The sequence below is a fragment of the Streptomyces sp. NPDC089915 genome, from assembly GCF_040684675.1.
GTDB lineage: Bacteria > Actinomycetota > Actinomycetes > Streptomycetales > Streptomycetaceae > Streptomyces.
In genome coordinates this window covers 1-18,302 of sequence record NZ_JBFBGN010000131.1, presented here as the reverse complement: position 1 = coordinate 18,302, position 18,302 = coordinate 1, and the positions used below count along the sequence as shown (strand labels likewise).

The window sequence follows — 18,302 nt, the reverse complement described above, 5'->3', positions numbered from 1 at the left end:
CTCGCCTCGGCCGCGGCCGCCCTCACCCTCGCCGGCCCCGGCCGCTACGCCCTGGACCACGTCCTGCCGCTGCCCGCGCTGCGCACCCCCCGCCCGTCGCTCAACGCGTCGGCCCTCGCCCTCGGCCTGGTCCTCGCCGCCGTCACCCTCCTCGTACGGAGCTGACCGCCCGGCCGTCCCCGCCCCGCCGCGGGGGCGGCCCGCGCCGCCCCCCGTTCCGGCACCCTGATTGACCCGGGGCGATCGGGGGAACAGCGGATAAATGACACAACCCATCGAAGACTACGCACTCATCGGCGACCTCATGACCAGCGCACTGGTCGGCCGCGACGGGTCCATCGACTGGCTGTGCCTGCCCCGCTTCGACTCCGCCGCCTGCTTCGCCGCCCTCCTCGGCGACCGCGAGAACGGCCACTGGACGATCGCCCCCGCCGGCGCCGCCGAGGGCGAGCGGTGCACCCGGCGCGCCTATGCCGACGGCTCCCTGATCCTCGAATCCCTCTGGGAGACCGACGAGGGCACCGTCAAGGTCACCGACTTCATGCCCCAGCGCGACGTCGCCCCCGACGTCATGCGCGTCGTCGAGGGGATCTCCGGCCAGGTCACCGTCCGCAGCACCCTGCGCCTGCGCTTCGACTACGGCCACGTCGTCCCCTGGGTCCGGCGCAGCGAGGGGGACCGCGTCGCCGTCGCAGGCCCGGACTCCGTCTGGTTCCGCAGCGAGCCGCCCGTCCGGACCTGGGGCGAGGCCAACAGCACCCGCTCCGAGTTCACCGTGGGCCCGGGGGAGAAGGTCGCCTTCGTCCTCACCTGGCACCCCTCGCACGAACCGCGCCCCGCGCGCGTCGACCCGTACGAGGCCCTGGAGCAGAGCCTCGCCGACTGGCGGGACTGGTCCTCCCAGTGCCGCTACCAGGGCCCCTACGAGGAGGCCGTCACCCGCTCCCTCATCACCCTCAAGGCGCTCACCTACGCCCCCACCGGCGGCATCGCCGCGGCCGCGACCACCTCCCTGCCCGAGGAGCTCGGCGGCGTCCGCAACTGGGACTACCGCTACTGCTGGCTGCGCGACGCCACCCTGACCCTCGACGCGCTGCTGAGCACCGGCTTCCGCGACGAGGCCCGGGCCTGGCGCGGCTGGCTGCTGCGCGCCGTCGCCGGCGACCCGGCCGACCTCCAGATCATGTACGGGATCGGCGGCGAGCGCCGCATCCCCGAGACCGAACTGCCCTGGCTGCGCGGGTACGAGGGCTCCGCGCCCGTCCGCGTGGGGAACGCCGCCGTGAACCAGCTCCAGCTGGACGTCTACGGCGAGGTCCTCGACTCCCTGTACCTGGCCCGGTCAACCGGACTGGCCTCGGAACGGCACGCCTGGAAGATCCAGCTCGCCCTGCTCGACTTCCTGGAGGACAACTGGCGCCGGCCCGACGAGGGCCTGTGGGAGGTGCGCGGCCCGCGCCGCCACTTCACCCACTCCAAGGTGATGGCCTGGGTGGCCGCCGACCGGGCCGTACGCACCCTGGAGGCCGCCCCGGAGATGCCCGGCGACGTGGACCGCTGGCGGACCATGCGCGACGAGGTCCACCGCGACGTCTGCGAGCACGGCTACGACCCCGAGCGGGGCACCTTCACCCAGTACTACGGCTCGCGCGAACTGGACGCGGCGACCCTGCTCATCCCCCGCGTCGGCTTCCTGCCGCCCGACGACCCGCGCGTGATCGGCACCGTCGACGCCGTACGGGCCGAGCTCGGCAGCAGCGGCCTGGTCCGCCGCTACAGCACCGAGGGCCCCTCCGTCGACGGGCTGCCCGGGGACGAGGGGGCCTTTCTGGCCTGCTCCTTCTGGCTTGCGGACGCCCTCCACCTCACCGGCCGCCCCAAGGAGGCCCGCGCCCTCTTCGAACGCCTCCTCGCCGTCCGCAACGACGTGGGCCTGCTAGCCGAGGAGTACGACCCCGCGAGCGGCCGCCAGCTCGGCAACTTCCCCCAGGCCTTCAGCCACATCGGCCTGGTGAACACCGCCCTCACCCTCGGCGCGGGCGACGCCTGACCCCGGACCCCGCAGAACGCCCGCGGGGCCGCCGCACGGTGCGGCGGCCCCACGGGGCGCTGGGTGCGGGCGGGCGGCTACGCCTCGTCCGCCTCCCCGGTGTCCGGGATGCTGACCAGCCAGCGGGTGTCCTTGCGGGGCCGCAGGTACAGGGCCCAGTACAGGGTGGCGACGGCGGTGATGCCGCCCGTCCAGAGCAGGTACTCGGTCTCCTGCTGGGTCAGGATGTACGCCAGGACGGCGATCAGCGCGATCGGCACGGCCGGCCACAGCGGCATCCGCCAGGCGGCCGCCTCGCGGTGCGCCCCGCGCCGGCTGAACAGCGCGGCCACCGCGACCAGCAGGTACATGCCGGTCACCGAGACGCCCGTCACCCCGTACAGGGTGTCCAGGTTGACGAAGCACATCGCCGCGCCCGGCAGGCCCACCAGCAGGGTGGCCACCCACGGGGAGCCGAAGCGGCCGAGCCGGGACAGGGCGCGGTTGACCGGCTCGGGCCAGGCCTTGTCGCGGGCGGAGGCGAACAGCACGCGGGAGTTCTGGATGACCATGACGATGCCCGCGTTGATGATGGCGAGGGCCACGCAGAGGCTGACGAAGGTGCCGACGGCCGAGTTCGACCAGGCGGTGACCATCGCGCCGAGGTCGCCGGAGGCCAGCGCGTCCAGGTCCGGGGCGCCCATGGTGATCGCGATGACCGGGACCAGGATGACCGCGGTGGAGATGGCGAGCGTGGCGAGCACGGTCCGCGGGACGTTGCGGCGCGGCTTCTCCAGCTCCTCCGAGAGGTAGACGGCCGTCGAGAAGCCCTGGGTGATGAACAGGGCGATCGCCAGCCCGGAGACCACCATCATCGCCGTCACCGTGGAGGTGCCGCCGCCCTCGGCGGCCACCTGGCCGTGCACCAGCGCGCCGGCGCCCCGCTCGCTGTGGGCGAAGCCCAGCACGGCCACCAGCGCGGCCGCGACCACCTCCAGGACGAGGAAGATGCCGGTGATCCAGGCGTTGGCGCGCAGGTCCAGCAGACCGGCGAGGGTGGCGAGCAGCATCACCGCGCCGCCGGCCACGGGGGCCGGGATGTGCACCACGGGGGCCAGGTAATCGGCGGTGCCCATGGCGATCACCGGGGGCACGATCATCACCACGAGCAGCGACAGCACGAACACCAGCCAGCCCGCCAGCCGGCCCGCCAGGGTGGAGACCATGGCGTACTCGCCGCCCGCGCTGGGGATCAGGGTGCCCAGCTCCGAGTAGCAGAACGCCACACCGATGCAGAGCAGCGAGCCGATCGCGATCGTGAGCGCGGTCCAGGTGCCGAGGGTGGAGAAGAGATCGGGCACGACGACGAACAGGGTCGACGCCGGCGTCACGCACGACAGTGTCAGCAGGGTCCCGCCGACGACGCCGATGGAGCGCTTGAGCTTCTGCGGGGTGGGCCCGGTGGCGGGGGCGAGCGCCTGGGGAGCGCTGATCGTTTCAGTCATCGGTGCGGGATTTCCGATCGGCAGTTGCGAAGAGGGGGTGCGGGAGCGGTATCGCCTCCGAGGCGGTGGTGGGCACTTCTGCTGGGTGGCTCCCGTGGCCGATATGGAAACTCGACGACATCCGCAGGTCAAGAGCTGTCCATGTACGGATTCCATCGTGCGGCGCAAGTCCGACACGCCGTTCCCGGCGTTAAGGCCGCGTAAACACCGGGCCGGTGCGGGGTGCGGGAACCGCACCGAGATCCGGATGAATTTCCTTCCGCTTTGCTCTGCGTCAGGCCCGGGACGCCAGCAGGAGGGCGATGTCGTCCGGACGGTCGGCCTGACCGCCCGCCTCCGCCACCAGCCGGTCGGCCGCCTCCGTCAGCGGGGCCGGCCGGGCGGCGGCCAGCGCGGCCCGCAGCCGCTCCACGCCCTCGTCGATGTCCGCGCCCGGCACCTCCACCAGCCCGTCGGTGTACAGGGCCAGCACCCCGCCCGGCTCCAGCAGCAGCTCCGTCTCCGGATAGGCCGCCCCCGGGTCGACGCCCAGGACCACCCCGCCCGCCAGGTCCAGCACCTCGGCGCGGCCGTCCGCGTGGCGCAGCAACGGCTGCGGATGCCCGGCGCGGGCCGCCAGGGCACGGCCCGACACCGGGTCGAGCAGGACGTAGCAGCAGCTCGCGAACTGCCCCGGGTCCAGGTCGATCAGCAGCCGGTTCGTGCCCCGGACCACCTGCTCCGGGGTGTTCCCGCCGAGCGCGAACGCCCGTACCGCGCTGCGCAGCTGGCCCATGGTCGCGGCCGCGGCCACCCCGTGCCCCTGGACGTCCCCGATGACCAGCGCCAGCCGGCCCGAGGCCGTCTCGATGACGTCGTACCAGTCGCCGCCCACGTCCATCCCCGCCGAACCCGGCAGGTACCGGCCCACCGTCGCCACCCGCCCCGTCACCGGCAGCCGGTGCGGCAGCAGCGCCGCCTGGAGCCCCCGGGCCAGCGCCGCCTCGCTGTCGTAGCGCCGCGCCCGGGCCAGGGCCTGCGCGATCAGCCCGGCCAGCGCGGTGAGGACCGTACGCTCCTCCGGGCTGAACCCGCGCGGCGCGTCGAAGCCGAGGATGCAGGAGCCCACCGGGCGGCCCGAGGCGATCAGCGGCAGGAACGCGCGGGCGCCGACGTCGGCGTCCAGCGGGATCCCCGGATACGCCGAAGCCAGGTGCTGCATCGACTCGAAGAACAGCGGCCGCCCCGAGGTCAGCGTCTCCACGCCCGGCAGCCGCACGTCCAGCGAGACCCCGTCGAAACGGTCCAGGAACCCCTGCGGGAAACCGGTCTCCCAGGCCAGGTGCAGGTGCCGCTCGTCCAGCAGGTAGATCGCCAGCTGACGCCCCCCGAACGCCGGCAGCAGCTCCTCCGTGACCACCGCCGACACCTGCCGGGCCGTCATCGCCTCGGTCAGCGCGATCGCCAGGGCCACCGGCCGGTACAGCGCCGAGGCCCGGTCGGCCGGCGCCCCCCGTCCGTCCCCCGGCCCTGCCGCCGCACCGGTCCCGTACACGGGCCGGCCGGCCGCCTCCAGGGTCACCGTCACCCCCGACGGCCCCGGGTACAGGCCCACCGACAGCGCCGCCGGATCCGCGTCCGCCGCCCGCCGGACGTCGAAGCGCACCGGCTCCCCGGACAGGAACGCGCCCCGGAAGTGGTCCTCGTACGCCGGGTGTCCCAGCCACGGCAGCGCCTCCCACAGCCCCCGCCCCGGCAGCCGCCCCGCGGGCACCCCCGCCAGCACGCCCGCGGCCGCGTTGGCGAAGCCGATGACGCCCTGCCGGTCCACCGACAGCACCCCCAGCGCCAGCCGGTCCGCCGCCTCCGCGCCGCCCCCGCCCGCCACGGGCCACGGCACGCACAGCGGATCCCCCTCCCAGCACACCGGATTCCCGGCCGCGGCCAGCCCGGCCAGCTCCCGCCCCAGATCCCCGGCGGCCTCCCGCATCCGCGCCCGGTCGGCCGCCCCGACCGGGACCCCGGGCGTCGCCGGACGCACCACCAGCAGCACCCCGAACCGCTGCTCCCCGCCGCCCACCGGCTCGTACAGCGACCCGAACGGGAACGGCAGCCCCGCCATCAGCTGCGGGAAGCGCCGCACGGCGCTCTCCCCGTCCGGCAGGTGCACGGCCTGCCCGCTGCGGAACGCCTCCGCCACCGGGTACGGGCGGTTCACCTGGATCCGCCACCAGGGCCGGAACAGCGGCCCCGGCAGCCCCGTCACCGCCGCCATCCGCAGCAGTCCCTCGGTGCCCGACCGCAGGTAGACCCCGCCCGCGTACCCGCCGAGTGCCCGCACGGCACCCACCGTCGCCCGCGCGAGCACCCGGCCCGCCGCGTCGGACGCCGGGCCGCCGCCGTCCGGTCTGGCCGTCATACGGTCAGGATGCTCCCTGGCCCCCGGCCACTGCACTCCGGGACTCCTTCGGCCCCCGGTAGCCGGACACCACCGCCGCCGAGGCGACCAGCAGGACCGCCGCGACCGTGCGCAGCGCCACCCCCATGGCATCGGTGAAGGCCGCCGCCTGCGCGGCGTCCGCCGCCGGGTTCCCGTGGAACCGGGAGGCCAGCACCGTGCCGATCACCGCCACGCCCAGCGCCGCGCCGATCTCCCGGGCCGCCGTGTTCAGCCCCGAGCCCAGCCCCGCCTGGTGCGCCGGCAGGGCCGACACCACCGTCATCGTCAGCGAGGGCGCGCACAGCCCCGTCCCCACGGACAGCACCAGCAGGTAGCAGGCGTACACCGGGTACGGGGTGCCCGCGTGGACGGTCGACACCATCAGCAGGCCGCCCGCGATCAGCAGCAGGCCCAGCCCCACCGGCAGCCGGGGACCCGTCCGCTGCTGAAGCCGGGCGCCGAAGCGCGGCACCAGCGCCATGCCGACCGTCAGCGGGACGATCGCGAAGCCGGTCTGGGCGGGCGAGAAACCCTTCGCGTACTGCAGGTACTGCGCGTTGACGAAGAACAGCGAGAAGAGCCCGAAGAACGCGGCGCCGATCCCCAGCGCCCCGGCGCGCAGCCGGCGGGAGGCGAAGATCCGCGGGTCCAGCAGCGGGCGGGCCGCCCGCAGGGCGTACCCGGCGAACGCCGCGAGCAGCGCCGCACCCGCCCCGAAGGCCGTCAGCACCTGCGCCGAGGACCAACCGTACGAGGGCCCCTCGATGATCCCGTAGACCACCGCGAACAGCGCCCCCGCCAGGATCAGCGCCCCCAGCGGATCGACCGCCGCCTCCGGCCGCGGAGCCGTACGGGGCACCGCGCGGGCCACCGCGAGGGCCAGCAGCGCGGCCAGCGGGACGACCGCCCAGAACAGCGCCCGCCAGGTGAGGAACTCCCCGGCCAGACCCCCGCCGACGTTGCCCGCCAGGCCCCCGAGGCCGGCGGAGAGCGTCCAGGTGGCCAGCGCCTGCGGGCGCCGCTCGGGCGGGGTCAGGTGGACCAGCACGGACATGGTCGCCGGCATGATCAGCGCGGCCCCCGCCCCGCACAGCCCGCGCCCGGCGATCAGCACCGCGGGCTCCCCGGCCAGTGCGCTCAGCGCCCCGCCCGCGGCGAACAGGGCGAGCCCGGACAGCAGCGCGCCCTTGCGGCCGTAGCGGTCGCCGAGGGCCCCGGCCGGGATCAGCAGGGCGGCGAAGACGATCACGTAGGCGTCGACGGCCCACAGCAGCTCGCCGGAGCCCGGGTGCAGCGTGGAGGCGGCCAGCTGCGGGATCAGCAGGTTGACGGCGGCGACCATCCCCTGGGCGACGAGCACGCAGGCGTACAGCACGAGCCGGGCGGCACGGGACAGCCCCGGAGCGGAACCTCCCCCCGGAGCGGAACCTCCGCCGGGGGCGGAACCTCCCTGCGGGGCGGGGGCCTTGACGGGCGGGCCGCCGGGTTCGGACGCGGCCTGCGGGCGGGCATGGCGGAGCACGGCTCCTCCTCGGAGTCGGTGGACGGTGGTGGTGACCGGGGGAGATCAACCCCCGCACGACCACCGTAGAGTTGGCCCGACCTGCTTTCCAGTGCAACTTCCGCAAGGGATGAATGCGTGTGACGCAATCCGGATCCGCCGGGCTGGACCTGAACCTGCTCCTCGCCCTCGACGTCCTGCTGGAGGAGTCGAGCGTCTCCCGGGCCGCCGCCCGCCTCCACCTCTCCGAGCCCGCCATGAGCCGCACCCTCGGCCGGATCCGCAAGGCCCTCGGCGACCCCGTGCTGGTCCGGGCGGGCCGCACCATGGTCCCCACCCCCCACGCCCTCTCCCTCCACGGCGAGGTCCGCTCCGTCGTCGAACGGGCCCGCGCCCTGTTCCTCACCGGCGGCGAGGTCGACCTCAGGACCCTCGAACGCACCTTCACCGTCCTGGCCCACGACTCCTTCGCCGCCTGCTACGGAGCCACCCTCTTCCAGCGGATGGCCCGGGAGGCCCCCGGAGTGCGGCTGCGGTTCCTCTCCGAGAGCCACGTCGACGTGCCCGCCCTGCGCGAGGGCGTCGCGGACCTCGAACTCGGCGTCATCGACAACCGCTCACCCGAGGTGCGCGTCGAGCACCTCTTCGACGAGCGGATGCTCGGCCTCGTCCGCCCCGGCCACCCCCTCCTGGACGGCCCGCTCACCGCCCGCCGGTTCGCCGCGGGAGAGCACCTGGTCGTCTCCCGGCGGGGCCGGCTGGAGGGCCCGGTGGACACCGCCCTCGCCGAACAGGGCCTGACCCGCCGGGTCGTGGGCAGCATCGGCTCCTACCCCGCCTCGCTGTTCGTCCTGCGCGAGACCGACCTCGTCGGCCTGATCGCCACCCGCACCCTTCCCCAGGCCGAGGCGCTCGGACTCGTCACCTTCGAAGTCCCCCTGGAGCTGCCCACCCTGCCCTTCGGCCTCGCCTGGCACCCCCGCCACGACGCCGACCCCGCACACGCCTGGCTGCGCGCCTGCGCCCGCGAACTCGTCCCCGCCTGAAACGCGACGGCCGCGACCCTCGCGCCCACCCGCCGCACTGACCCGAACGCGTCCCCCGTACGGGGGACGCACCGGCCGCTCCGGCCGTCCCCCGCGCCCCCGCCGGGGAGGCATGGCGGCATGCACGACGACACGACCGGCCACCCCGCGCCCCGGGCCGCCTTCACCGCGGCCGACGCCTACACCCTGCGCACCGCCCTCGACGCCCTCGGCGGGGTCCGCGACCTCGACACCCTCGACGTGGCCTGCGGACACGGCGGCACCGCCGCACTCCTCGCCGGCGGCGGAGCCCGGCGGACCGTCGGCGTCGACAACTGCCCCGACCGCGTCCGCCGCGCCCGCGAACGCCAGCACGGCGGCCGGGACCCGCACGCGGCCGCCGTCGAATACCTCGTCGCCGACGCCGCCGACCTCCCCCGGCTCGGCCCCTTCGACCTGGTCACCGCCGTCTACCCGTTCAGCCACGCCCCCGACCGCGCCGCCCTGCACGCCATGTTCCGCGGCATCCGCGCCAACCTGCGCCCCGGCGGCCGGCTGCTCTCCCTCGTCCGCAACCCCGGCGCCTACCCGCGCGTCGACTGGTCCCCGTACGGGATGCGCATCCTCGACCGGGTACCGGACGGCGACGCACCCCTGCTCAAGGCCCAGTTCCTCACCGAGCCCCCGCTCCACTTCGAGTACCGCGAATGGGCGCACGCCGACTTCGCCGAAGCCGCCGTCGACGCCGGCTTCGCCACCGTCGCCTGGCAGCCCAGCCGCACCCCGCCCGCCGACGCGGCGCGCGACGAGGCCTACTGGACCGCCTACCGGGCGGCGCCCGTCAGCTCCCTGATGACCTGCACGGCGTAGGACCGGGTCCCCCGTGGCCCGGGCTCACTCCTCGTCGGCCGTCGCCCGGACCAACTCCACGATCCGCTCCCGGGCCGCCCGGCCCTCCGGCACCGGCAGCAGCGGGTACCCGTGCGGCAGACCCGGCTCCTCGTGCCACTCCACCTCCCCGCCCGCCTCCCGCACCCGGCGCAGCAGCTCCCGGCTGTCGGTGGTCAGCACGTCCCGGGTCCCGGTGAACACCGTCAGCGGCGCCAGCCCCGCGAACGAGCCGTGCAGCGGGCTCACCCGCGGATCGTCCGCCGTCAGCGTCCCCGCGTACAGCCGCCCCGCCTCCGCCAGCCCCGGCCGGGCCAGCACCGGGTCGGCCGGCTCGATCGCCGCCTGCCCGGGATGGCTCATGCTCACGTCCAGCCAGGGCGAGATCAGCACGATCCGCGACGGCTGCGCCCCGGTCCGCTCCCGCAGCCGCTGCGCGGCGGCCAGCGCCATCCCGGCCCCCGCGGAGTCCCCGAGCAGCACCGTGCCGCCCGCGCCGCCGCTCGCGATCAGCCCGCTCAGCAGGTCCGTGGCGACCGGTACCGTCCGGTCGGCCGTCCCGCGCGGCGCCAGCACGTACGCCGGCACCACCACCCGGGCCCGGGCCCGCGTGACCAGGGTCCGGATCAGCGACCAGTGCGGCCGCACCAGCTCGTTGATGAACGCACCGCCGTGCACGTACAGCACCCGCGCCACCGGCTCCTGCCCCAGCGGCGAGACGTCGTACACCGGCCAGGCGCCCACGAAGGTCCGCGACACCTCGGCGACCCGTCCCAGCGAACGCGGCGGCAGGTGCGAGGCGGGCCTGCGGGCCGCCTGCGCCACCGTCGCCCGTACCGCCTCCGCGGTGGCGAGCCGTCTTCGCCGGCCCGTCGCGACCAGTGCGGCCGACAGTGCCCTGCTGCGCAGACTCGGCACGCCGCTCACCTCCCCTTTCACCCCGGCCCCGGACCACTCGCGCGATCCCCGACCAGGCCCTACCCCGTTCCAGGGAGGAGCATAGGCGTGAAGCTGTGCTGTCGACCCGCTTAAGAAAGTCTCGATGGACTGATCACCGCACCGATCGGCAGATTGGTGCCCGTCACACGCCGCTCACGCACCAGCGGGCCCGGCGACCCCTCCTTCCGCACGCCTGGAGCCACCCCCATGAAGGCACTCGTCAAGCACAAAGCCGAACCCGGCCTGTGGCTCATGGACGTCCCCGAGCCCGAATACGGCCCCGGCGACGTGCTCATCAAGGTGCTGCGCACCGGAATCTGCGGGACCGACCTCCACATCCGCGCCTGGGACGGCTGGGCGCAGGGCGCCGTCAAGACCCCCCTCGTCCTCGGCCACGAGTTCGTCGGCGAGGTCGCCGCGCTCGGCTCCGACGTCCGCGACATCGAGATCGGCGCCCTGGTCAGCGGCGAGGGCCACCTGGTGTGCGGCAAGTGCCGCAACTGCCTGGCCGGCCGCCGCCACCTGTGCCGCTCCACCATCGGGCTCGGCGTCGGACGCGACGGAGCCTTCGCCGAGTACGTGGTCCTGCCCGCGCAGAACGTCTGGGTGCACCGCACCCCGGTCGACCTGGACGTGGCCGCGATCTTCGACCCCTTCGGCAACGCCGTCCACACCGCCCTGTCCTTCCCGCTGGTCGGCGAGGACGTGCTGATCACCGGCGCGGGCCCCATCGGCATCATGGCGGCGGCCGTCGCCAAGCACGCCGGCGCGCGCAACGTGGTCATCACCGACGTCAGCCCCGAGCGCCTGGAGATCGCCCGCAAGGCCGGCGCCACCCTCGCGGTCAACGTCGCCGAGTCCTCCATCGCCGAGGCGCAGACCCGCCTGGGCCTGCGCGAGGGCTTCGACGTCGGCCTGGAGATGTCCGGCCGCGCCGAGGCGATGCGCGACATGATCGACAACATGACGCACGGCGGCAGGATCGCGATGCTGGGCCTGCCGGCCCAGGAGTTCGCGGTCGACTGGGCCAAGGTCGTCACCTCGATGATCACCATCAAGGGCATCTACGGCCGCGAGATGTTCGAGACCTGGTACGCGATGACCGTGCTGCTGGAGGGCGGGCTCGACCTGACCCCGGTCATCACCGGCCGCTACTCGCACACCGACTTCCAGGCCGCCTTCGACGAGGCCGCCACGGCCCGCAGCGGCAAGATCATCCTGGACTGGACGAAGTAACCCCCGGCGGCGGGAACCCGCCCGGCGAAGCCCTGCGGGCCCCCGCCGGGCGGCCCGCGAGGGCGGCCGGCCCCTTTGCCCGGGGCCGGAACCGGGCGCGCCGCCCGCGCCGCCCCGCCGGGCGCCGCACTCCCGCCCGCCCGCCGCCGCGTGTCGCGGCGGCGCGGACGGGGCAGCCACAAGACCATCTCCCTCGGGCCGGGCCCCGCACACCCTCCCCCCTCCGCGGGGCCCGGCCCCACCTCCCGTCCGCCGGACGACACACCGCACAAGGAGAACCGACCATGTTCGAGTCCGTCCGCGAGGACCTCCGCACCACCCTCGCCGAGATCCGCGCCGCCGGCCTGCACAAGCCCGAGCGCGTCATCGGCACCCCGCAGAACGCCGCCGTCGCGGTCACCGCGGGCGGCGCCCCCGGCGAGGTCCTGAACTTCTGCGCCAACAACTACCTCGGCCTCGCCGACCACCCCGAGGTCGTCTCCGCCGCCAAGGACGCCCTCGACCGCTGGGGCTACGGCATGGCCTCGGTCCGCTTCATCTGCGGCACCCAGGAGGTCCACAAGGAGCTCGAGGCACGCCTGTCGGCCTTCCTCGGCCAGGAGGACACGATCCTCTACTCCTCCTGCTTCGACGCCAACGGCGGCGTCTTCGAGACCCTCCTCGGCGCCGAGGACGCGGTGATCTCCGACGCCCTCAACCACGCCTCCATCATCGACGGCATCCGCCTCTCCAAGGCCCGCCGCTTCCGCTACGCCAACCGCGACATGGCGGACCTGGAGGCCCAGCTCAAGACCGCCACCGAGGGCGGCGCCCGCCGCAAGCTCATCGTCACCGACGGCGTCTTCTCCATGGACGGCTACGTCGCGCCCCTCGCCGAGATCTGCGACCTCGCCGACCGCTACGACGCCATGGTCATGGTCGACGACTCCCACGCCGTCGGCTTCGTCGGCCCCGGCGGCCGCGGCACCCCCGAACTGCACGGCGTCATGGACCGGATCGACATCATCACCGGCACCCTCGGCAAGGCCCTCGGCGGCGCCTCCGGCGGCTACGTCGCCGCCCGCGCCGAGATCGTCGAGCTGCTGCGCCAGCGCTCGCGCCCGTACCTCTTCTCCAACTCCCTCGCCCCGGTCATCGCCGCCGCCTCCCTCAAGGTCCTCGACCTGCTGGAGTCCGCCGGCGACCTGCGCGACCGGCTCGCGGCCAACACGAAGCTCTTCCGCACGAAGATGACCGAGGCCGGCTTCGAGATCCTGCCCGGCGACCACGCCATCGCCCCCGTCATGATCGGCGACGCCGCCGAGGCGGCGCGCATGGCGGAGCTGCTCCTGGAGCGCGGGGTGTACGTGATCGGCTTCTCGTACCCCGTCGTGCCGATGGGCCAGGCCCGGATCCGCGTCCAGCTCTCGGCGGCCCACTCGACGGCCGACGTGGAGCGCGCGGTGGCCGCCTTCACGGACGCCCGCGCGGCACTTTCCGCTGCTCAGGGCTGACATCATGGAGGGGTGATCGACCCCCGCCGGCTGCGCATCCTGCGGGCCGTGGCGGACCACCGTACGGTGACCGCCGCGGCCGCAGCCCTGTACCTCACCCCCTCCGCCGTCTCCCAGCAGCTCGCCGCTCTGGAACAGGAGACCGGGCACACCCTGCTCCACCGCAGCGGCCGCGGGGTCCGGCTCACGGCGGCCGGGGAGATCCTCCTCGGCCACACCCACGAGGTACTGGCCCAGCTGGAGCGCGCCGAGGCCGAACTGGCCGCCTACGCGGGCGGTGCGGCCGGCGAGGTCACGGTGGCCGCCTTCGCCACCGGCATCGCCGAGGTACTGGCCCCGGCCATAGCGCGCCTCGCGCGCGAGCACCCGGGCATCAGGCTCCGCGTCCGCGACGCCGAGGGCGACCAGAGCCTGCTCCAGCTGCTCGACGGGGAGGCGGACCTGGCCCTCGCGGTCGAGTACCGGGGCGCGCCGGGCGCCGACGACGGCCGCCTGTCGGTGATCCCGCTGTACGCGGAGCCGTTCGACGCGGTCCTGCCGGCAGGACACCCGCTGGCCGATCTGCCCGCGGTGTCCCTGGCGGACCTCTCCGACGCGGAGTGGGTGGGCCAGTACCCGGGCAACCCGTGCCACGACGTGACCCTGCTGGCCTGCGAACTGGCGGGCTTCCAGCCCCGGTTCGTGCACTCCTCCGACGACTTCCGCGCGGTGACCGCCCTGGTCGGCGCGGGCGCCGGGGTGGCCCTGGTCCCGCGCTCGGCCCTGCGCGGCATGGACCTCAAGGAGGTCCGCGTCCGCCCGGTCTCGGGCCCCTCCGCCACCCGCCGCGTCTTCGCCGCCACCCGCCGGGGCGCGGAGTCCCACCCCCTGATCGCCCCGGTCCTGGCGGCCCTGTCCCTGGAGGGCGAACGGGTCCCGGGCCGCTAGACCCGGACCACCCCCACCCCCGCCCCCTCGAACGCCGCCGCCAGGGGGGCGGGGAGGGCGGTGTCCGTGACCAGGGTGTGGACCGTGGCGGTGGGGCAGATGCGGGCGAAGGCGCGGACTCCCAGTTTCGTGGAGTCCGCCGCGACGACCACGCGGCGGGCCCGTTCGCAGAGCAGGGCGTTGACGGCCGCCTCGTCCTCGTGGCGGGTGGCCGCGCCGTCCGCCGGGTCGAAGGCGTCGACGCCCACCACCGCCGTGTCCACCGTGAGCCGGCCGAGCGTCTGCTGGGCCAGCGGGCCGGTCAGCTCGTACGACTGGGGGCGGGCCACCCCGCCCGTCAGGACGATCTTGAACTGGGGCCGGATCACCAGTTCGCCCGCGATGTTCAGGGCGTTGGTGACCACCGTCAGCGCCGGGGAGCCGCCGGCCAGGTCCGGGCGGGCGGCGAGGGCGCGGGCCACTTCCGTGGTGGTGGTGCCGCCGGTCAGGCCGACCACCTCGCCCGGGGTGATGAGCGCCGCCACGGCCTCGCTGATCCGCCGCTTCTCGGCGGCCCGCCGCGAGGTCCGGTAGCGCAGGGGGAGTTCGTACGAGACCCCGTGCGGGACGGCCCCGCCGCGCGTGCGGACCAGGAGCTGCTGCTCGGCCAGCTGGTCGAGGTCGCGGCGGATGGTCGCGGCGGACACGCCGAGGGCCTCGGCCGCCGGTTCCACCTCCAGCCCGTCCCGTTCCACCAGCAGGTCCAGCAGTCTCTGCCAGCGCTCCGTGCGGGTCATGGTGCCCCTCCCGTGTCGTCCCCGGATCCCTTTCCCGGCCCCGTCGTTGAGATTAGCCGAGGCCAACACCCCGCGGATGCTTGAAGTTGCGCGAAACAGCCCGCTACCTTGCAGGAACACGCAGCAACAGCACGCAGGAACCGCCAGGATGACGCATCCAACGCGCAGGGAGCCCGCATGAGTCACGTCGCGTCCGAGTTGGCCTCGCAGCCCGAGAGCTGGGAACGGGCCGCCGAACTGGCCCCGGCCCACCGGGCGGTGCTGCCGAGGCCGGGGGAGCGTACCGCGATCGTCGGGTGCGGGACCTCGTACTACATGGCCCAGGCCGCCGCGGCCCTGCGCGAGGAGGCCGGGCAGGGGGAGACGGACGCCTTCCCCGCCTCCGAGTTCCCCCGCCACCGCCGCTACGACCGGGTCGTGGCGCTTACCCGCTCCGGGACCACCACCGAGGTGCTGGACCTGCTGTCCGGACTGCGGGAGGCCGGGATCCCGGCCACGGCCGTCGTCGGGGATCCGGCCACCCCCGTGACCACCCTGGCGAACGAGCTGGTGGTGCTGGACTTCGCCGACGAGCGGTCGGTGGTCCAGACCCGCTTCGCCACCACCGCACTCACGCTGCTCCGGGCCCACGTGGGCGCGCACACCCCGGCCGTGGTCGCCGACGCCCGCGCGGCGCTGGCCGAGCCGCTGCCCGCGGGGCTGGAGGCGCGGGGGCAGTTCACCTTCCTCGGGCGGGGCTGGAGCGTTGGCCTCGCCCACGAGGCGGCCCTGAAGATGCGCGAGGCCTCGCTGTCGTGGGCGGAGGCCTATCCGGCGATGGAGTACCGGCACGGGCCGGTCAGCGTCACCGGCCCGGGCTCGGTGACCTGGTCGCTGGGCGGCACCCCCGCGGGCATCGCCGAGCAGGTCCTGGGCACCGGGGCCGAGTGGGTGGACGGCACGCTCGACCCGCTCGCCGAACTGGTACGGGTGCACCGGCTGGCCGTGGCGGTCGCCGGCGTGCGGCAGCTGGACCCGGACGCGCCCCGCAACCTCACCCGGTCCGTGATCCTCACCAGCGGTGAGGGGGCGGTCCGATGAGCCTCGCGCCCGCCGGGGTCCTCGTCGCGGAGGCGGCCGCCGCCGGACGGGCCGTCGCCGCCTTCAACGTGATCACCCTGGAGCACGCCGAAGCCGTGGTCGAGGGCGCCGAGCGGGCCGGTCTGCCCGTCATCCTCCAACTCAGCGAGAACGCCGTGAAGTTCCGCGGTGGCGCCCTGCTCCCCATCACCCGGGCCGCCGCCGCCTGCGCCGAGGCCGCCCGGGTGCCCGTCGGACTGCACCTCGACCACGTCAAGAGCCCGGACCTGCTCCGGCGCGCGGCCGACGCCGGGTACGGCTCCGTGATGTACGACGCCGCGCACCTGCCCTACGCCGAGAACCTGGAGGCCACCCGGTCCGCCGCCGACTGGGCCCACGCGAACGGGCTGTGGATCGAGGCGGAGCTCGGCGAGGTCGGCGGGAAGGACGGGGGCGCGCCGCTGGACCCGCACGCGCCCGGCGCCCGTACCGACCCGGACGAGGCGCGGCGGTTCGTCGCCGATTCCGGGGTGGACGCCCTGGCCGTGGCCATCGGCAGCACCCATGCCATGACCAGCAGGACCGCCTCCCTCGACCACGCCCTCCTGGCGCGGCTGGCCAAGACGGTGGAGGTGCCGCTGGTGCTGCACGGCTCCTCCGGGCTGCCGGACGGCGAACTGGCGGCGGCGGTCGCCGGGGGCATCCGCAAGGTCAACATCGGCACCGCGCTCAACGTGGCCATGACCGATGCCATCCGCACGCATCTGACGGGGGCCGACCCCCGCCCCTACCTGACCGCCGCCCGGGCGGCGATGGCGGCGACGGCCGAGGCGATGATCGCCGCACTGGACTGATCCCCCCCCGTACCACCGCACCCCCTTCGACGCCCGGCTCCGGCCGGGCGTCGTCGTCGTGTGCGGGGCGTCGGGAGCTACTTGCGAGTACCGCATTTGCCAGGTCAAGAGGCGATTCCCGGCTTACATGCAGCCTTATATGACTGCTACATTCCGCAAGTGCCAACCGCGTGCCAAGCGGGCGGGGCGGGCCACGACCTGGTCCGTCCCGCCCTCCGCGCGCGGCACCCGCTCCCGCGAGGCCCCGTCCGTCCGCTGATCCAGCGCGCAGCCCACCGCGGCTCCGGCCCCACGCCGTTCCGGCGCCGGGCCGGCACCCCGACCAGAGCGAAGCCCCCGCACCCGCCACCGCACCGGACGTCCGCACGGACCCCGGTGCCGCCCGTGCGCGCCCTCGCCCGCCCGAGCTCCATCTCCGAAAGGGAGACCATCCGATGGACATGTTCCCGCGCCGGCGCCCGCTCGCCGGCAGGGCGCTGATCCTCAGCGCCCTGCTGGCCCTGGCGATACCCGGAACCGCCTACGCGAACACCGTGGGCGTGACCGTGAAGACCCCCGGCGCCACGTCCGGACCCGGAGCCGCCTTCGCCGAGATCTCCACCAACGCCCACTGTTCGAGCGGCCTGATCTCCGGCGGCGGCATCAACCAGGCCATCGGCACCGGCAGCTCGTCCAACGGCAACAAGATCAACGGCACCTCGCCCAGCCCCGACGGCAGCACCGAGTACACCGGCTCCACCGGCGTCGTGGGCACCGACGTCGCCTACTGGCTGGGCATCGGCGGCAGCGGCGGAGCGGTCAACGCCTCCTTCTCCAGCACCCCGTACGCCATGTGCATCACCAGCAACCTCATCAACCACACCCAGGTGGTGATGAACAAGGTCGCCGGCCCCGTCACCAGCTCGACGGTCGGCCTGGTCACCGCGACCTGCCCCTCGGGCACCCGGCTGCTGGGCGGCGGAGCCCGGATCACCCCGGCCGTCGTCGGCAGCCTCAAGCCGATCGCCAGCTTCCCCACCTTCAACGACTCGGCCCACGGCTACGGCCAGAAGGCCGCTGCCGACGGTGAGACCAACCCCGACTCCTGGAGCGCCGTCGGCTGGAACGGCGGCGGCGGTGACAGCGGCAACACCACCTACGCGTACGCCGTCTGCAGCGGCAGCGGCATCAACGTCAGCGGCACCACCGTCAAGGTCCGCTTCAGCGAGGTCAGCGGCCCCACCGCCGGCACCGCCGGCGCGACCGTGACCGTCGGCTGCGGCCAGAACGACGGCAAGCTGGTCAGCGGCGGCGCCGCGATCAGCGGGGGCTCCGTCACCACCACGAACTTCACCGGGCCGGGCTCCCAGGGCGACCACCTCAACGGCAGCTACCCGAGCGACTCCGGCGGCAGCCCGGTCGCGGACGGCGCCACCAACGCCGCGTACTGGTCGGCCTTCACCCACACCGGCGCCCCCAGCTCCCCGAACACCTACTCCGACGTCTGGGCGCTCTGCGCCGACGACGGCGTCTGATCCACCCGCAGCACGGTCGCCGCGGCCGGGGCCGCCCGCCCCCGCCGCCGCCCCGCCCCTCCCCGTTCGGGAAACGCCACCGCACAACACCAAACACCGCACAGGTAATCGCGTATTCCGTGTTCTGAATGGAAAAG

Annotated in this window: 14 protein-coding genes; 9 read left to right on the top strand and 5 right to left on the bottom strand. The window is 74.7% G+C overall.

The features are described 5' to 3' along the window. Nucleotides 1–262 precede the first annotated feature (262 nt). Complete coding sequence (locus tag AB0O29_RS28475; protein ID WP_365156881.1) at nt 263–2,050, top strand: glycoside hydrolase family 15 protein; 1,788 nt, start codon at nt 263–265, stop codon at nt 2,048–2,050. 77 nt (nt 2,051–2,127) lie between these two features. On the opposite strand, the gene AB0O29_RS28470 is transcribed toward AB0O29_RS28475, so the two are convergent. The 3 genes from AB0O29_RS28470 to AB0O29_RS28460 all read right to left on the bottom strand — a co-directional run bounded on the left by AB0O29_RS28470 (nt 2,128) and on the right by AB0O29_RS28460 (nt 7,349). Beyond that, a complete protein-coding gene (locus tag AB0O29_RS28470) occupies nt 2,128–3,534 on the bottom strand; it encodes an APC family permease (RefSeq protein ID WP_365156878.1) in 1,407 nt (468 codons plus the stop codon). Nucleotides 3,535–3,808: 274 nt separating this feature from the next. Then, complete coding sequence (locus tag AB0O29_RS28465) at nt 3,809–5,932, bottom strand: SpoIIE family protein phosphatase (protein WP_365156875.1); 2,124 nt, start codon at nt 5,930–5,932, stop codon at nt 3,809–3,811. A 4-nt stretch (nt 5,933–5,936) separates the two neighbouring features. Then, nucleotides 5,937–7,349, bottom strand: a complete 1,413-nt coding sequence (locus AB0O29_RS28460; RefSeq protein ID WP_365156884.1) for an MFS transporter — start codon at nt 7,347–7,349, stop codon at nt 5,937–5,939. Between the two features lie 239 nt (nt 7,350–7,588). Here AB0O29_RS28460 and AB0O29_RS28455 point away from each other — a divergent pair, with 239 nt between their 5' ends. Together AB0O29_RS28455 and AB0O29_RS28450 are read left to right on the top strand one after the other, a co-directional pair. Continuing rightward, nucleotides 7,589–8,500: a LysR family transcriptional regulator gene (locus tag AB0O29_RS28455; RefSeq protein ID WP_365156871.1), complete on the top strand. Its 912-nt coding sequence runs from the start codon at nt 7,589–7,591 to the stop codon at nt 8,498–8,500. A 120-nt stretch (nt 8,501–8,620) separates the two neighbouring features. Further along, nucleotides 8,621–9,349 carry a class I SAM-dependent methyltransferase gene (locus AB0O29_RS28450; protein WP_365156868.1) on the top strand — a complete coding sequence of 243 codons (729 nt, stop codon included), beginning with the start codon at nt 8,621–8,623 and terminating at the stop codon, nt 9,347–9,349. A gap of 24 nt (nt 9,350–9,373) precedes the next feature. Here the strand turns inward: AB0O29_RS28450 and AB0O29_RS28445 are convergent, their stop codons facing one another. Beyond that, nucleotides 9,374–10,285 carry an alpha/beta hydrolase gene (locus AB0O29_RS28445; RefSeq protein WP_365156864.1) on the bottom strand — a complete coding sequence of 304 codons (912 nt, stop codon included), beginning with the start codon at nt 10,283–10,285 and terminating at the stop codon, nt 9,374–9,376. A gap of 228 nt (nt 10,286–10,513) precedes the next feature. Between AB0O29_RS28445 and tdh the strand changes: the two genes are divergently transcribed. The 3 genes from tdh (at nt 10,514) to AB0O29_RS28430 (ending at nt 13,962) form a co-directional block, all read left to right on the top strand. Then, complete coding sequence (gene tdh / locus AB0O29_RS28440; protein ID WP_365156861.1) at nt 10,514–11,542, top strand: L-threonine 3-dehydrogenase; 1,029 nt, start codon at nt 10,514–10,516, stop codon at nt 11,540–11,542. Nucleotides 11,543–11,826: 284 nt separating this feature from the next. After that, nucleotides 11,827–13,035, top strand: coding sequence for a glycine C-acetyltransferase (locus AB0O29_RS28435; RefSeq protein WP_365156858.1), 1,209 nt, complete (start codon nt 11,827–11,829; stop codon nt 13,033–13,035). Nucleotides 13,036–13,047: 12 nt separating this feature from the next. Further along, nucleotides 13,048–13,962: a LysR family transcriptional regulator gene (locus AB0O29_RS28430; protein WP_365156855.1), complete on the top strand. Its 915-nt coding sequence runs from the start codon at nt 13,048–13,050 to the stop codon at nt 13,960–13,962. On the opposite strand, the gene AB0O29_RS28425 is transcribed toward AB0O29_RS28430, so the two are convergent. Beyond that, a complete protein-coding gene (locus AB0O29_RS28425; RefSeq protein WP_365156852.1) occupies nt 13,959–14,738 on the bottom strand; it encodes a DeoR/GlpR family DNA-binding transcription regulator in 780 nt (259 codons plus the stop codon). The two genes, AB0O29_RS28430 and AB0O29_RS28425, sit on opposite strands and share 4 nt — an antisense overlap. A gap of 177 nt (nt 14,739–14,915) precedes the next feature. Between AB0O29_RS28425 and AB0O29_RS28420 the strand changes: the two genes are divergently transcribed. From AB0O29_RS28420 to AB0O29_RS28410, 3 genes are all read left to right on the top strand, one after another. Beyond that, on the top strand, nt 14,916–15,818 hold the full coding sequence (locus tag AB0O29_RS28420; protein WP_365156849.1) for a sugar isomerase: 903 nt from the start codon (nt 14,916–14,918) through the stop codon (nt 15,816–15,818). Beyond that, nucleotides 15,815–16,651, top strand: coding sequence for a class II fructose-bisphosphate aldolase (locus AB0O29_RS28415; protein WP_365156846.1), 837 nt, complete (start codon nt 15,815–15,817; stop codon nt 16,649–16,651). The genes AB0O29_RS28420 and AB0O29_RS28415 overlap by 4 nt, the downstream gene beginning before the upstream one ends. 434 nt (nt 16,652–17,085) lie before the next feature. Beyond that, a complete protein-coding gene (locus AB0O29_RS28410) occupies nt 17,086–18,165 on the top strand; it encodes a hypothetical protein (protein WP_365156843.1) in 1,080 nt (359 codons plus the stop codon). The last annotated feature ends 137 nt before the right edge of the window (nt 18,166–18,302 follow it).

Coding starts and splice junctions, on each gene's coding strand:
- AB0O29_RS28475 (WP_365156881.1), top strand. CDS start 263: ATGACACAACCCATCGAAGACTACGCACTCATCGGCGACCTCATGACC.
- AB0O29_RS28470 (WP_365156878.1), bottom strand. CDS start 3,534: ATGACTGAAACGATCAGCGCTCCCCAGGCGCTCGCCCCCGCCACCGGG.
- AB0O29_RS28465 (WP_365156875.1), bottom strand. CDS start 5,932: ATGACGGCCAGACCGGACGGCGGCGGCCCGGCGTCCGACGCGGCGGGC.
- AB0O29_RS28455 (WP_365156871.1), top strand. CDS start 7,589: ATGCGTGTGACGCAATCCGGATCCGCCGGGCTGGACCTGAACCTGCTC.
- AB0O29_RS28450 (WP_365156868.1), top strand. CDS start 8,621: ATGCACGACGACACGACCGGCCACCCCGCGCCCCGGGCCGCCTTCACC.
- tdh (WP_365156861.1), top strand. CDS start 10,514: ATGAAGGCACTCGTCAAGCACAAAGCCGAACCCGGCCTGTGGCTCATG.
- AB0O29_RS28435 (WP_365156858.1), top strand. CDS start 11,827: ATGTTCGAGTCCGTCCGCGAGGACCTCCGCACCACCCTCGCCGAGATC.
- AB0O29_RS28425 (WP_365156852.1), bottom strand. CDS start 14,738: ATGACCCGCACGGAGCGCTGGCAGAGACTGCTGGACCTGCTGGTGGAA.
- AB0O29_RS28420 (WP_365156849.1), top strand. CDS start 14,916: ATGAGTCACGTCGCGTCCGAGTTGGCCTCGCAGCCCGAGAGCTGGGAA.
- AB0O29_RS28415 (WP_365156846.1), top strand. CDS start 15,815: ATGAGCCTCGCGCCCGCCGGGGTCCTCGTCGCGGAGGCGGCCGCCGCC.
- AB0O29_RS28410 (WP_365156843.1), top strand. CDS start 17,086: ATGGACATGTTCCCGCGCCGGCGCCCGCTCGCCGGCAGGGCGCTGATC.